The sequence below is a fragment of the Paraburkholderia phenazinium genome, from assembly GCF_900141745.1.
Lineage (GTDB): Bacteria > Pseudomonadota > Gammaproteobacteria > Burkholderiales > Burkholderiaceae > Paraburkholderia > Paraburkholderia phenazinium_B.
Genome location: NZ_FSRM01000002.1, coordinates 1,825,773 through 1,839,506 on the forward strand (window position 1 = coordinate 1,825,773; position 13,734 = coordinate 1,839,506).

13 protein-coding genes are annotated in these 13,734 nt (G+C 62.1%); 8 read left to right on the top strand and 5 right to left on the bottom strand.

From position 1 onward, the window contains the following. Positions 1-8: 8 nt before the first annotated feature. Positions 9-1,745 (top strand): L-arabinonate dehydratase, encoded by a 1,737-nt coding sequence (gene araD, locus BUS06_RS28090; RefSeq protein ID WP_074267642.1) that lies wholly within the window; start codon positions 9-11, stop codon positions 1,743-1,745. Between the two features lie 101 nt (positions 1,746-1,846). On the opposite strand, the gene BUS06_RS28095 is transcribed toward araD, so the two are convergent. Further along, positions 1,847-2,452: a short chain dehydrogenase gene (locus BUS06_RS28095; protein WP_074267643.1), complete on the bottom strand. Its 606-nt coding sequence runs from the start codon at positions 2,450-2,452 to the stop codon at positions 1,847-1,849. Between the two features lie 254 nt (positions 2,453-2,706). Then, positions 2,707-3,156, bottom strand: coding sequence for a DUF3005 domain-containing protein (locus BUS06_RS28100; RefSeq protein WP_074267644.1), 450 nt, complete (start codon positions 3,154-3,156; stop codon positions 2,707-2,709). A 278-nt stretch (positions 3,157-3,434) separates the two neighbouring features. Here BUS06_RS28100 and BUS06_RS28105 point away from each other — a divergent pair, with 278 nt between their 5' ends. From BUS06_RS28105 to BUS06_RS28120, 4 genes are all read left to right on the top strand, one after another. Next, complete coding sequence (locus tag BUS06_RS28105) at positions 3,435-3,668, top strand: hypothetical protein (RefSeq protein ID WP_074267645.1); 234 nt, start codon at positions 3,435-3,437, stop codon at positions 3,666-3,668. Positions 3,669-3,773: 105 nt separating this feature from the next. Then, positions 3,774-4,700, top strand: coding sequence for a serine O-acetyltransferase EpsC (gene epsC, locus BUS06_RS28110; protein ID WP_074267646.1), 927 nt, complete (start codon positions 3,774-3,776; stop codon positions 4,698-4,700). A gap of 55 nt (positions 4,701-4,755) precedes the next feature. Further along, positions 4,756-5,568 (top strand): AraC family transcriptional regulator, encoded by an 813-nt coding sequence (locus BUS06_RS28115; RefSeq protein ID WP_074269330.1) that lies wholly within the window; start codon positions 4,756-4,758, stop codon positions 5,566-5,568. Between the two features lie 186 nt (positions 5,569-5,754). Continuing rightward, complete coding sequence (locus tag BUS06_RS28120; RefSeq protein ID WP_074267647.1) at positions 5,755-6,663, top strand: DMT family transporter; 909 nt, start codon at positions 5,755-5,757, stop codon at positions 6,661-6,663. 82 nt (positions 6,664-6,745) lie between these two features. Here the strand turns inward: BUS06_RS28120 and folE are convergent, their stop codons facing one another. The 3 genes from folE to BUS06_RS28135 all read right to left on the bottom strand — a co-directional run bounded on the left by folE (position 6,746) and on the right by BUS06_RS28135 (position 10,341). Further along, positions 6,746-7,381: a GTP cyclohydrolase I FolE gene (folE, locus tag BUS06_RS28125; protein ID WP_074267648.1), complete on the bottom strand. Its 636-nt coding sequence runs from the start codon at positions 7,379-7,381 to the stop codon at positions 6,746-6,748. A gap of 133 nt (positions 7,382-7,514) precedes the next feature. Next, the gene (locus BUS06_RS28130; protein ID WP_074267649.1) at positions 7,515-8,438 is read right to left on the bottom strand and encodes a LysR family transcriptional regulator; all 924 of its coding nucleotides are present in this window, start codon (positions 8,436-8,438) and stop codon (positions 7,515-7,517) included. 46 nt (positions 8,439-8,484) lie between these two features. Beyond that, positions 8,485-10,341 carry a tetratricopeptide repeat protein gene (locus tag BUS06_RS28135; protein ID WP_074267650.1) on the bottom strand — a complete coding sequence of 619 codons (1,857 nt, stop codon included), beginning with the start codon at positions 10,339-10,341 and terminating at the stop codon, positions 8,485-8,487. A 503-nt stretch (positions 10,342-10,844) separates the two neighbouring features. On the opposite strand from BUS06_RS28135, the gene BUS06_RS28140 reads away from it, so the two are divergent. The 3 genes from BUS06_RS28140 to BUS06_RS28150 all read left to right on the top strand — a co-directional run bounded on the left by BUS06_RS28140 (position 10,845) and on the right by BUS06_RS28150 (position 13,731). After that, a complete protein-coding gene (locus tag BUS06_RS28140) occupies positions 10,845-11,549 on the top strand; it encodes a 3-oxoacid CoA-transferase subunit A (protein WP_074267651.1) in 705 nt (234 codons plus the stop codon). Between the two features lie 11 nt (positions 11,550-11,560). Further along, positions 11,561-12,220: a 3-oxoacid CoA-transferase subunit B gene (locus BUS06_RS28145; protein ID WP_074267652.1), complete on the top strand. Its 660-nt coding sequence runs from the start codon at positions 11,561-11,563 to the stop codon at positions 12,218-12,220. 131 nt (positions 12,221-12,351) lie between these two features. After that, positions 12,352-13,731 (top strand): 3-carboxy-cis,cis-muconate cycloisomerase, encoded by a 1,380-nt coding sequence (locus tag BUS06_RS28150; RefSeq protein ID WP_074267653.1) that lies wholly within the window; start codon positions 12,352-12,354, stop codon positions 13,729-13,731. Positions 13,732-13,734 lie beyond the last annotated feature (3 nt).

The following is a 13,734-nucleotide window of genomic DNA, read 5'->3' on the forward strand; positions in this document are numbered from 1 at the left end:
AGAGTGTTGTGACCAAGAGAAAGACCCCTGAAGAATTGCGCAGCCATCGCTGGTATGGCGTAAATGACCTGCGCTCGTTCGGCCACCGTTCGCGTACCTCGCAGATGGGCTATAGCCGCGAGGAATATGCAGGCAAGCCGGTGATCGCGATCCTCAACACGTGGAGCGAGATGAACCCGTGCCACACGCACTTCAAGCAGCGTGTGGAAGAAGTTAAACGGGGTATCTGGCAGGCGGGTGGCTTCCCGATCGAGCTGCCGGTGCAGACGCTCTCCGAGCCGTTCCAGAAGCCCACCACGATGCTCTACCGCAACTTCCTTGCGATGGAAGCGGAAGAGACGCTGCGTTCGTATCCCGCAGACGGTGTGGTGCTGATGGGCGGCTGCGACAAGACCACGCCGGCCTTGCTGATGGGCGCGATTTCGATGGATCTGCCGACCATCTTCCTGCCGGCCGGTCCGATGCTGAACGGCAACTGGAATGGCGTGACGCTCGGCTCCGGTTCGGACACCTGGAAGTACTGGGCCGACCTGCGCGCGGGCAAGATCACCGAGCAGGACTGGCAGGGCGTGGAAGGCGGTATCGCGCGCTCGCCGGGCCACTGTATGACGATGGGCACGGCCTCGACCATGACGAGTGCAGCGGAAGCGCTGGGCTTCACGCTGCCGGGCTTCGCCTCGACGCCTGCGCCGGATTCGCGCCACGCGCAGTTGTCGGCGAAAACCGGCATGCGGATTGTCGAGATGGTGTGGGAAGACCTGAAGCCGTCGGACATCATCACGGCGGGTTCGATCGACAACGCCGTGACTACGTGTCTGGCGCTCTCGGGTTCGACCAATGCGATCGTGCATATGATTGCGCTGGCACGCCGTGCCGGCATCGACCTGACGCTGAACCGCTACGACGATATCTCGCGGCAGACGCCGGTGCTGGCGAACGTCCGTCCGACCGGTTCGTACCTGATGGAAGACTTCTACTATGCGGGTGGCCTGCAGGCGATGCTGGGCGAGCTCGGCGATCTGATCGACCGCTCGCAGAAGACTGTGAATGGCCGCACGATCGGCGAGAATCTCGAAGGCGCGAAGATCTTCAACGACGACGTGATCCGCCGCCGCGCTGCGCCCCTGTTGCCGAACAATGGTCTCGCCGTGCTGCGCGGCAATATCGCGCCGGATGGCGCCGTCATCAAGCCGGGTGCGGCCGACCCGAAGCTGCACGTGCATACCGGCCGCGCAGTGGTGTTCAAGGACTACAACGACATGGCGGCGCGCATCGACGATGACGCGCTCGATATCGACGAGACCTGTGTGATCGTGCTGCAGCATGCGGGTCCGGTGGGCGCACCGGGCATGCCGGAGTGGGGCCAGTTGCCGATTCCGAAGAAGCTGCTGCAACAGGGCGTGCGCGACATGCTGCGCATCTCCGATGCACGGATGAGCGGTACGAGCTACGGTGCGTGCGTGCTGCACGTGGCGCCGGAATCGTTTATCGGCGGACCGTTCGCGCTGGTGCAGGACGGCGACATGATCGAACTCGACGTGCCGCAACGCAAACTCAATGTGCTGGTATCGGACGAGGAACTGGCGCGCCGCAAGGCCGCGTGGGTCGAACCGGCGCCGCGCTTTACGCGCGGTTACGGTGCGATGCATCAGGTACACGTGATGCAGGCCAACAAGGGTTGCGACTTCGACTTCCTGCAGCGCGACGGTGCGGCTGAGGCGGGCAGCGAGCCGGAAATTCACTGAGTGTTTTGCTCGGGGCGGCGGGACGTTTTTGGTCGCGTCCCGCCGCCGTTGGTTGCCTGGCGCCGCAGGCATCTAATACGTCATTGCGCATCAATGCATCGTCAAGACCCGATCCGATACACGCGTCCCGTCTGCGCGCCTTCTACGCTGCGCAGATACCCCTGCGCAGCGCGCTGGGCCGTCACCGGTTCGAAGCCGCGGAAATACGGCGCGTAGCCTCCCATCGATTCGGTCAGCACCGTCGGGCTCACCAGGTTGATGCGGATACCGCGCGGCAATTCGATCGCCGCTCCGCGCACAAAACCTTCCAGCGCGAGATTAACGGTAGTCGCGTTCGCGCCTTCCCGGATCGGCTCCTCGGCGAGGATGCCGCTGGTCAGCGTAAACGAGCCACCGTCATTGACGTACTGCTGCGCCGCGAGCACCACGTTGATCTGTCCCATCAGCTTGTCGCGTAAGCCGACCCAGAACTGTTCGATCGTCATCTCCGGCAGCGGGCCGAAATGTACCTTGCCCGTGGTGGTGACGACGCCATCCACCTTGCCGATTTCGCGGAACAGCTTTTCTATGCTCGCAGGATCCGTGCTGTCGACGCGATATTGGCCGCGCGTCGCACCCACTTCGATTACTTCATGGCGGGCCTTCAATTCGGCGCTCACTGCCTGGCCGAGTGTGCCGGTAGCGCCAATCACGACGATCTTTTTCATCTGCCACCCCTGAATGTTAAATGTGGGTTCGATTGTCGACGGGATAGGGAGCGGGAGTAAGAGGGCGCGGCTTGCAAGTGCTTAAACCTGCAGTTTCGAATCGTCTTGCGAAGCGGCATGTCGATGCAGCGACGCGTAGCGCCACGTCGTCATTCAAACGGTACGCGCTACGCGGATTCCCTCAGATCCGGGCGAAACAGGAAGAAAGTAAACGCTGCACCGCATGAGTCTCGTGACCTCATGCGGTGCAAAGGTCACTCCTTGGTCCTGCGCTGCAACTCGATGACGCGCGTAGGCCGCATATGGTTCAACGCGTAATGAATGCGCCCGCGGTCCTGACGGCTCCCCACCGGCCGCGGATCGTCGAACTGATGATCTTCATCGTAGGCGGACTGCGGCCCGACCATGCCCTTGTCGATCACCGTATAGCCCGGCTCTAACGCGAGCAGTAGGCGATTGCCGCCAACGCGGCTGTCGAAGCCGCCAAGACCGTCGCCTGCTTCCGGCACACTGTTCACCAGCGTGGCGTTGGTGGTTGTGACTTCGTCCGGTCCAATCGGGCTATGGCCCGCGAGACGCGCAGCTTCGAGATTCTTGCCGTCGGTGTCGACGGTGCTGTCGTGAGTGCGGTCGTTGTGCAACTCTGTGCTGCTCGGACCGCCGGTGCCGGGCTTACGGGTGGTGTCTGTGACATTGCTGTTCATTATGCTTTCTCCTTGAAGACAACATAGGTGAGTGCAGCAAAAGTTGTTCCGGGTCTTCCCTGAGTAGCGCTGCACGGTTCAGCTTGCACCAGGGCGGGCGTATGACATTCTTTTGATTTTTTTTTGACCAGCGCGTATTTTCTACAGAGTATGATCTTAATCCGACGAGTCAGCGCGGTTATTAAATCGACGGTTTTTACCGAGCCGTTTCAGCGTGACCAGAGAGAGACGGCGCTGCTCGAGCCAACTATATACGAGGCAATCAGGGGCGGTGACACATGCACTTCGATGCTGCATTCACACATCGCGGCTACTTGCTGAATTGCGAGCCGGCGCGCGCAGGAGATGGAACCTGGCAACCTTACGTGGTGATCTCCCGTTCGAGCGACGGCGAACTGGTGGCCAACCGTTTCTTCCCTACCGATTTCCGCTTTACCGATGAAGCCGCCGCGATCGCGCATGCGCGAGACTGGGCGGTGCGCTGGATCGACGCCAGCAGCGTCACCATATGACGCTGCTGGCCTGGATGCAGCGCCGCGCGAGCGGCGGCAAAACGCGGTAATCTCTGGGGACAATTCACTCTGAACCGTGCTCGCCGCACGGGCGCCGTCCTCACCATGTCAAACCGTCCTTCCCATAACTGGGGCCTCGAGCAGATCGTCGCAGACCTGCGCGAGTCGCGCGAGCAGTTGCACCGCACCCGCCACCCGCTCGGCATTCGCGACCTGCCCTCACGCGAGGCAGTGGGCAGTATCGTCACGGGCCTGCGCGCCGCGCTCTTTCCGACGCACTATGGTGCGCCCGACCTGACTGACGAGACTGTCGACTACTACGTTGGGCACACACTCGAAAGCACCTTGCGGCTGCTCGCCGAACAGATTCGCCGCGCCTTGCGATTCCTGCCGGAACACGCCGAGACACCGGAGACGGAGCTGGGCGAGCGCGCGTTCGAGGTGGCGCGTGAATTCGGCACGCAGTTGCCTGGTATCCGCGCGCTGCTGGTCAGCGACATTCAGGCCGCATTCACGGGCGACCCCGCTGCGCAGCACATTACCGAAATCCTGCTCTGCTATCCGGGCGTGTGGGCGATGACGCACCACCGCCTCGCGCACGCACTGCACCGGCTCGGTGTGCCGCTGCTGGCACGCTTTATCAACGAGATCGCACATTCGGCCACTGGCATTGATATCCACCCTGGCGCGCAGATCGGGCCGAGTTTTTTCATTGACCATGGCACGGGTGTGGTAATTGGCGAGACCGCTGTGATCGGCGAGCGCGTGCGGGTGTATCAAGCCGTGACGCTCGGCGCGAAAAGCTTCGCGGCGGATGTGGATGGCACGCTGGTCAAGGGCAATGCCCGCCATCCGGTCGTTGAAGATGATGTCGTGATCTACGCTGGCGCGACGATTCTCGGACGTGTGACGATTGGGCGAGGCTCGGTGATCGGCGGCAATGTCTGGTTGACGCATAGCGTGCCGCCGGGCAGCAGCGTCTCGCAGGGCAAGATCCGCGAAGGCGATCGCAAGGACGACGGGGGGCGTTGATGCCGACGCTCTTCCACGCCCGGAGGAGTTCGCCGTGACTGGCGGTCGCGTCTATATGCCCCGCTGCGCGATCGCCGGCGTAGAGGCGACGATTGCGGAAACGGCACATGCATTTCCACGACACTCGCACGACCGCTTCGGCGTTGGGGTGATCGTGCGAGGCGGACACCGCTCGGCGAGCGGGCGCGGTGTGGTGGAAGCGCGCATGAATGACGCGATCATGGTCAACCCTGGGGAAGTTCACGACGGCAGTCCGCTGGACGAGCGTGGCCGCGCATGGCGCATGCTTTACTTCGAGCCGGCACTTCTGCGCGATGTTGCGGGTGAACTGGTAGCGCAGGGACCAGCCGGCGTGCCGCATCAGATGATTGAATTGACGCAGCCGGTCGCTCACGATCCTGTATTGAACGCCCTGTTCGATCGGCTGTTCCTGGTGTCCGTTACGGTAGCCGGCCCCGGCGATGCACTGGCGCGCGAAACGGCGCTGCTGCATATGCTCGGGCATCTCGCGCGGCGCCACACTACGTTGAGGTACGTTTCGCCGCGCGACGTGGCGACTCCGATTGCGCGCGCCAGGGCCCGCATCGACGATGATCCCGCAGCACAGCTTACGCTCGCGGAGCTGGCCGCAGAGGCGGGCATGAGCCGCTTTCAGTTATTGCGCAACTTCGCGCAAGCGCTAGGGCTGCCGCCGCATGCGTACCGTATGCAGCGGCGCGTTGTGCTGGCTCGTCAGCTGATTGCGCGTGGCACTGCGCTTGCCGAGACGGCGGCTGCCGCGGGATTTGCGGACCAGAGTCATATGACGCGTGCATTCGTGCGTTTGCTCGGTGTGACGCCGGCTAACTACGCCGCGGCGATCCGCTAGCGATCCGTTCGGCGTCTCGCGAGGGCCACATGGCCCGTGTTCGCAGCGTTCTCTCCTTTCTTTTGCATGCGGCGGCGCGCGGGGCGATCTGCGCGCGTCAACACGCAGTACGCTGCAATTTCGTTCAAGACCGCCCGCTGCGCGACTTCTAAGCTGGCCGCTCATTCAATCATGAACGGCGGCAGAATGAATTCGCGTTACGTCGGCTATCTGTTTTGCGGTCTGGCGATGATCGGTGTCGGCAGCACGGTCGTGGTCAGCAAGACGATCGCGGCCGGGCTGCCGCCGTTTTCGGCCACTGCGTTGCGTTTTGCGATCGCGTTTCCTGTGTTCCTGCTGGTGATGCGCGTGCGCGGTGTGCGTTGGCCGTGCCTTGCATGGCGAGACGTGTTGCTGCTGATCGCGCAGGCAGGTGCGGGCAGCGTCGGCTACACGGTGTTTCTGATCAGCGGCATGAAGCTCGCTTCGGCAGCGGATGCCGGCGTGATTGCGGGCACTCTTCCGGCCGTGTCGGCACTCGTGGCGATGCTGGCGCTCGGCGAGCGTCCAGCGCCTTCGCTCGTCGGCGCCATTATTCTGGCGACATCAGGCGTGCTGGTGTGCACCGTGCGGCTGGGCGAGCTTGGTGTCCCGCGTGCAGCGAGTTCGTTAGCGGGGAATGCACTGGTGTTTATCGCGATCGTGTGCGAAGCGCTATTCATTCTGCTTAACCGCAAGCTGCGCACGCCGGTGGCGGCGCTGCCGCTGTCCGCATTGATGAGTGGAATAGGCTTCGCGGTGGCAATCGTACCAGCGGCCTTTGAGCACGCATGGCGTCTGCCGTTCGATGCAGCCGCGCTGGCGGGCGTTGTCTATTACGCCCTGGTGCCGACGGTTGGCGGGTTCGTGCTGTGGTATGCGGGGGCCGCCCGGATCAGCGGCGCGGAAGCTGGCCTCATGACGGCGCTCGTGCCTATTAGCGCCGTGGTGATGGCGGCGGTGTTTCTACGCGAGCCGGTGACGGGTGCGCAGCTTACCGGGGTGGCGTGTGTACTCGGCGCGGTTTTGCTTGCGACGATGGGGCACCTGAAGCGCGCACCGCGTCGCACAGCGTGACGCGGCGTACCTGGCTGCGGCTTTGATCGCGGGTCTGAGCGCCGATCCCACGACGGAACTTTGCGAGCACCTAGGTGCGTGCTCAGGTATTCGACACTGCCACGACACCAGGATGGCCGACGATCGACAGGAATTCCCGACGCGTGGACGGATCCGTGCGAAATGTGCCGAGCATGCGCGAGGTGACCATCGTGACGCCGGCCTTGTGCACGCCGCGTGTCGACATGCATTGATGAGCCGCTTCGAGGATCACGCCGACCCCGGCCGGTTGCAGTACTTCATTGAGCGTATCGGCGATCTGCACAGTCATCTTCTCCTGGATCTGCAGACGCTTGGCGAACGCATCGACGAGCCGCGCCAGCTTCGAAATCCCCACTACGCGATGGCCCGGTAAATAGGCGACATGCGCACGACCGATGATCGGCACCATGTGATGTTCGCAATAGCTTTCGAAACGGATGTCTTTCAGCACGATCATCTCGTCGTAGCCATCCACCTCGGAGAACGTACGAGCGAGCAGTTCGCGCGGATCGACCGAATAGCCCGCAAAGAACTCTTCATAGGAGCGCACGACGCGCGCCGGCGTATCGAGCAGTCCTTCACGTTGCGGATCGTCGCCGGCCCAGCGCAATAACACGCGTACGGCATCTTCCGCCTCTTCACGCGTCGGGCGGCCAAGGGCTTCGCTTTGTTTGGTCTTCTTTGCCTTGCTGGTCATCCTTCACTCCTGTGAGGTCGCACGTCTACCAGGTCCGACCGGTACCGGTCATTGTTCCATGTTTTGCGATGCGGTGTGCAAGGCTGCAGCTTTATAACCGTGAGCGCTGGTCCGCGGCACCGCAATGCGCCGGCTATTTCGGCCACTCGTCCATGGCGTCGTTAAAGAGTTCGGCGACGACACTACGCAGCCAACTCGCACGCGGGTCGTTATGAAACTTGCGATGCCAGTGCTGCTTCAGATCGAAGCGCGGCAGTTCGAGCGGCGGTTCGACGAGCATGATGGAGGCATGTTCGGAGACGTACGCAAAGCCGATTGCATGCGGCACTGTGGCGATCAGGTCGGTGCGCGCGAGAATGAACGGCAAGCTCATGAAATGCGAAGTTTCGAGCACCGCGCGGCGCCGGATGCGTTTTTTCTCGAGGAATTGCTCGAGGACTTCCTGACTGCGTCCTTCGGCACGCACGACAGCATGTCCACATCCGATGAACTGCGACAGCGTCAACGGTTCGCGCGCGAGCGGATGATCGCTGCGCATCAGACAAATGAAGCGATGCGTGAAGAGGCGTTGCTGAAAGAAGTTGTTCCCTGAGAGGTCCGGGAAGTAGCCGACCGCCAGATCCACGTCGCCTGATTCGAGACCGCGCTCGATTTGCGAAGGCGGCAGTGAGACCGAGCGGAGATTCGCGCGTGGTGCGCGTTCGGCGAACATTTGCAGCAGACGCGGCAGAAAGACGATTTCGCCGACGTCGGAGAGAGCGATCGAAAACGTCTGGGTGGTAGTGGACGGCTCGAAGTCCTGCGCGTCCAGCATGCCTTGCTCGATGCGCAGCAGTGCCTCGCGCGCCGCGGGAATCAGCGCGAGAGCACGCGGCGTCGGTTCCATGCCGCGCGAAGTGCGCACGAACAGTTGATCGCCGAAATACTCGCGCAGCCGGCCAAGCGCCGTACTTACGCGTGGCTGGCTGACGCCCAGACGCTCCGCGGCGCGGCTCACGTTGCGGGTTTCCTCCATCGCAACGAGGTAGGGGATCAGGTTGAGGTCTAGTTCGGGCATGCCGGCAGCGCAAGGGAGTATCGGTTTAACGCATATACCTTACTCCTTAAATCGCGCTGGCGGATATTGGGGAAAGCGCCGAAGGGGCCGTTTGCCACTCGCGTAGCGCATGCCTTACCTCGTCGACGACGGCATCCCATTCTCCCAACCGACGTTGCCGGAACAGGCGCATTGATGGATACCAGGGGCTATCTGTTCTGTCCGTCAGCCAGCGCCAGTCCGCGCAGGCGGGTATAAGCGTCCACACGGGCAAGCCCGCGGCTCCGGCAAGGTGGGCAACGGAGGTGTCTACCGTAATGAGCAGATCGAGCGTTTGAAGTATCGCGAGCGTATCGGTGAAGTCTTCGATTGCGGGGCCTAACGTGTGCACGTCGAAGTCATTGCCGAGACGTTCGCTCTCGCGTTCGCGCTCGCCTTTCTGCACGGAATACCATCTGACCTGCGGGAGGTTGAAGAGCGGCTTTAGCGCCTCGATCCGGATAGACCGGTAACGGTCGAGAGCGTGGGTCGCGCTGCCTGCCCACACCACGGCGATATGTTTGCCTCCTTCGCTCATCTTTCGCGATGACAGGGCATCAATGTAGCCCTGCCAATAGCGAAACTTGTGAGGCGTCGTGGTGAGATACGGCATCGCAACGGGGAGCATGGGCAAGCTGAGTTTCATGCGCTCTGGAATCCTTAGCATATGACTCCAGTAGTCGTAAGGTCCGGGAGGTACGGTAGTCCATACGGTTCGCACGTTCGTCATGCTGGCGGCTAGCCTTGCTATGGGCTCGCTTACCAGCACGTCGACGATTGCTCGTTGTTGATGCAACCATTCAGCAAACCGGATGAACTGGATTTCATCGCCACGTCCTTGTTCACCAACCAGCAGGAATAGACGTCCCGCAACCGATTCACCCTGCCATTCAGGAAACGGTGGACGGACCAATTCTTTCTCCCGGCCGGGGATTTTGTAGAACCATCCGTATCGCTGCCAGCCTTCTTCGAACTCGCCCAATCCAAGTTGCACACCGGCCAGTTGAAATTGCATATATGGGTTATCCGGCATAAGCCGCGCAGCCTCCATACTGTGTGGCCGGCTTGCGGCGAGGTCACCCTGCATGCCGAGTGCGCGCGCTGCGTTGTGGTGCAGTAAGGGATGGCGTGGATCGATGGCGAGTCCCTGTGTCGCAACGCTGTATGCGTCGCTGAAATGATCGTTGGTGTTCAATACGAACGACAGCGATTTGAGCGCCTCGGCGTCGCGGGCAAAGCGGGTTCGGATCTGCGCGGTCGCCAAGTCGAGCTGACTGGTACGGTTTGTCTTTGCCAGTGCTGCAATCAGATCAAGGCCGTCCTGCAGGCAGGATGCATCGAGCGTCCATGCGCGCAACCAGTAATCGGCGGCGTCATCGATGTGGCCGATTTGCGCGCTGATTCGGGCCAAGGCACGAATTGCATGATTCAACGCTGGCTCGATTTCAAGGGACTTTTTGTAGTGGGTGATTGCCTCGCTAAAGCGGCCGGACAACCGCAGGCTGTCAGCGAGGTTCCTGTGAAGGCTGGCGGTGCTGCCGCCCAATGCGATCGCGCGACGATAGAACGCGTCGGCGCAAACGATGTCTCCCTGCAACGCCGCGAGCAGGCCGGCGTGCTCCCACAGATCGGCGCGGTCAGGGGCGACTTGCAGCGCCTGTTCAAGATAGCCGCGCGCCTGGTTCATGTCGTTCGCATGCACGCAGGCGAGTCCCATCAGATGCAGCGCGTGCACATGGCGCGGGCTGATGGCGAGCACTTTGCGGTAACCATTCATCGCCTCGGTGAAACGCCGCGCGGCAAAGTCAGTGTCGGCGAGTGCGACAAGCGCCTCCACGTCCAGGGTTGCGTCGACGTTGTTGTTAGGCGGATGGTTGAGCTGCAAGATATTTTGTCTCTATGATGAATTGTGGTTCGATCTGGCTCATTCAATTTGGTTAGTTAAGAATCCTGATGAAGTGAGATACGTGAGATACGGATCGTGTGTCCTGAATCACTTACCCCAACCGTCAGGAACTCAAAACCACGTGGACATCGAAGATCGCCAGATCAAGATATTGAATATCCTGAGCAGGTTAAACAAGCGGGGACTTCTTTTCTTTCGTCAGAATTTTTACCGGGCGGGTGGGATAAAAGCGGATCATGGATAGCCCCGCCTTGACAAGCGCAAGCAGCAGCTTTCATAATGCGCCAATGCGTTCGCTAAACGAATCAGTGTTCGTATACCGAACAAATTTGCGAACAAACTGCGTGTTGATCGAATCCGGTCGGCGCGCCATGACCAGGACGTGGAGACCGTCCCGCAAACCGTTCCGCGTGGTTCGCCAGAGCAGGCGTGCCGTGACGGCGCGAGCGGCACGGTACGGCGCGTCCCTTAGGGAATTCGACATGATCAACAAGATTTTCGAGTCACTTCAGTCGGCGGTCGCCGATGTGCACGACGGCGCGACCGTCATGATCGGCGGTTTCGGCACGGCCGGTATGCCGTCCGAACTGATCGACGCGCTGATCGAGCAAGGCGCGCGCGAGCTCACCATCGTCAACAACAATGCCGGCAACGGCGACATCGGCCTGGCCGCGTTGCTGAAGGCCAGGCGCGTGCGCAAGATCATCTGCTCGTTCCCGCGCCAGACCGATTCCTATGTGTTCGACGCGCTCTACCGCGCCGGTGAGATCGAACTCGAACTGGTGCCGCAGGGCAATCTCGCCGAGCGTATTCGCGCAGCAGGTGCGGGTATCGGCGGCTTCTTCACTCCGACCGCGTACGGCACGAAACTCGCGGAGGGCAAGGAAACGCGCCTGATCGACGGCAAGCATTACGTGCTCGAGTCGCCGCTGCATGCGGATTTCGCGCTGATCAAGGCTTTCAAGGGCGACCGCTGGGGCAATCTGGTGTATCGCAAGACGGCGCGTAACTTCGGCCCGATCATGGCGAGCGCGGCGAAAACTGCGGTTGTGCAGGTGTCGAAAGTGGTGCCGCTCGGCGAACTCGATCCGGAAGTGATCGTCACCCCCGGCATTTTCGTGCAACGCGTGATCGAAGTGCCGCAAGCCACGCATGAAGCAGAGCTCGCATCCGCGACCGCAGCCTGAGGAGACCCGACATGAAAAAACTGACCCGCGATGAAATGGCGAAGCGCGTCGCTCAGGACATCCCTGAAGGCGCGTATGTGAACCTCGGTATCGGCGTGCCGACGCTGGTGGCCAACCACCTCGCTGCAGACAAGGAAATCTTCCTGCACAGCGAAAACGGTCTGCTCGGCATGGGCCCGGCACCGGCAGCTGGCGCGGAAGACGACGAACTGATCAACGCCGGCAAGCAGCACGTCACGTTGCTGACGGGCGGTGCGTACTTCCACCATTCGGACTCGTTCGCGATGATGCGCGGCGGCCACCTGGATTTCTGCGTGCTCGGCGCATTCCAGGTATCGGCCAAGGGCGACCTCGCGAACTGGCACACCGGCGCGCCGGATGCGATTCCGGCAGTCGGCGGCGCAATGGATCTGGCCATCGGCGCCAAGCAGGTGTACGTGATGATGGAGCACCTGACCAAGCAGGGCGAGAGCAAGATCGCTGCCGAGTGCACCTATCCGGTCACAGGCGTGGCCTGCGTGGATCGCATCTACACCGACCTGGCGATGATCGACGTCACCGCAGACGGCCTCGTGGTGCGCGAGATTTTCTCGGACATCGATTTCGACGCGCTGCACAAACTGACCGGCGTGCCGCTGATCGACGGCACCCAGGCGGCACGCGCTGCGTGAGCTCGGCGCGGCATTGGCGACAATGGTGTAACGTGTCTCGCGTGTCCATTGTTTCCGAAGGCCGCGCGTGCTCCGCTTGCGCGTAGATTCGGACGCGGACGATATCCTTTCTCCGTTTTTTTCAATTCACCATGCTCGAAGCCAGCGCCCGTCTGACCGGTCTCATCTGCGGCACGCAGCCAATGAACGATGTCTGGTCGCCCCGCGCCACGCTGCAAAGAATGCTCGATGTCGAAGCGGCGCTCGCGCGGGCCTCGGCGCAGCACAACGTCATTCCGCAATCGGCGGTGGCCGCGATCGAAGCGGCTTGCCAGGCCGATCAACTGGATGCCGACGCGCTCGCACGCGACGCGGCTCTCGGCGGTAATCTGGCCATTCCGCTCGTCAAGCAACTGACTGCGCGCGTGAAGGCGGCGGACGCGGAAGCGTCGAAATACGTCCACTGGGGCGCGACGAGCCAGGACATCATCGATACCGCGACCGTCCTTCAACTGCGCGACACCTTCGATCTGCTCGGCCCGCATCTGCAATCTACCTGTGCGGCGCTCGCTGTGCTTGCCCGCACCCATCGCGCGACGCCAATGATCGGTCGGACCTGGTTGCAGCAGGCTTTGCCGATTACGCTGGGTCTGAAATTCGCGCAGTGGCTCGATACGTTACTGCGTCATCAAGAACGGCTCGATGCGTTGCGCCCTCGCGTGCTGGCACTGCAATTCGGCGGCGCGGCCGGCACGCTTGCGAGTCTGCGCGACGCAGCGCCGGAAGTAACGCAAGCGCTAGGCAAAGAGCTGGGCCTGAGCGTGCCCGCGGTGCCGTGGCACACGCAGCGCGACCGTATCGCCGAAACGGCCTCATGGCTCGGCATGCTGATCGGCACGCTTGGCAAGATTGCTCGCGACATCTCGCTGCAGATGCAAACCGAACTCGGCGAACTGGCCGAACCGGCCGCGGCGGGCAAGGGCGGTTCGTCGACGATGCCGCATAAACGCAATCCCGTCGGCTGCGCGGCCGTGCTAACCGCCTCGGCGCGCGCGCCGGGGCTCGTCGCTACCGTGCTTGCAGGCATGGTGCAGGAACACGAGCGTGCCCTCGGCGGCTGGCAGGCCGAATGGGATGCGTTGCCCGATCTCGCGCGGCTCGCAGGTGGGGCGCTTGCCAACATAGAACAGATCGTGAGCGGTCTCGACGTCAATGTCGAACGGCTCGCGAGCAACCTCGAAGTCACGCATGGTCTGATCCTCGGCGAATCGGTGATGCTTGCGCTGGGCGATCGCATCGGCCGGCTCGACGCGCATCATCTGGTAGAGCGGGCTTCGAAAGCAGCGGTGCAATCGGGGCAAACGCTCTTCGACGTCCTCGCTGCCGATACCGCAGTCACCGAACATCTTCCGGTCGAGCAACTGCAACGCCTGCTCGATCCGGCTCAATACGTCGGCCAGGCACACGCCTATGTAGACGCCGTGCTGGCTCTTCACAGCGAGCGCGCTGGCCGCGCACCTTCCCAGGAGTAACGG